This is a genomic window from Vibrio sp. D173a (assembly GCF_030248475.1).
In genome coordinates, this window is record NZ_JAHGAH010000730.1 from 1 (window position 1) to 557 (window position 557).

A 557-nucleotide genomic window follows, 5' to 3' on the forward strand; every position below is an offset into this window, starting at 1 on the left:
TTACTGCCTGAACTCTCTCTACCGACCGAGAAGAAAAAGGACGGGGTGTGATACGTACCTGCGGTGAACCCAACGCCTTCACGTCGTATTGTGGTGGCGTACCGACCAGGTTCTCCACTGCGTGGGCGCTTTGAGCAGCTCGCTGAATCGATTAAGACTCAGTTAGAAAAATAAGCTTTCTCGTGCAATCTGACCAATAGCAAAAAGGGCTGATACTTGTGGTGTCAGCCCTTTTGATTGCTAGTGTTAGCTTTAGAAGAGTTCTTCTTCGGCATCACCTGACGATGAGTAGATGTCATCACCAAAGCGCTCGGTAATGTACTCGGTCGGCTCTGTACCTTTCACGAAGTACTCAAACATCGAGGAACCATCAGACTTATTGGTCAATAGGCCCGTCTCGCGGTCGATGCGCACACGAACAATATCTTCTGGGATATCTTTACGTTGTGCAGGTACGTCTTTTAGCGCTAAGCCCATGAAATCAACCCAAGCTGGCTGAGCGGTTTTCGCCCCGGCTTCTGCACCCGTAATCTGTCCTTTGCCTAGATTGCTGTTGT

At 49.6% G+C, this 557-nt stretch carries 2 pseudogenes; one reads left to right on the plus strand and one right to left on the minus strand.

The features are described from left to right. Positions 1 to 174, plus strand: a pseudogene (locus KIV40_RS28860) (DNA-binding transcriptional regulator OxyR); the annotation flags it as partial. Positions 175 to 252: 78 nt separating this feature from the next. Here KIV40_RS28860 and KIV40_RS28865 read toward each other — a convergent pair. Then, positions 253 to 557: pseudogene (locus KIV40_RS28865) on the minus strand (penicillin-sensitive transpeptidase); the annotation flags it as partial.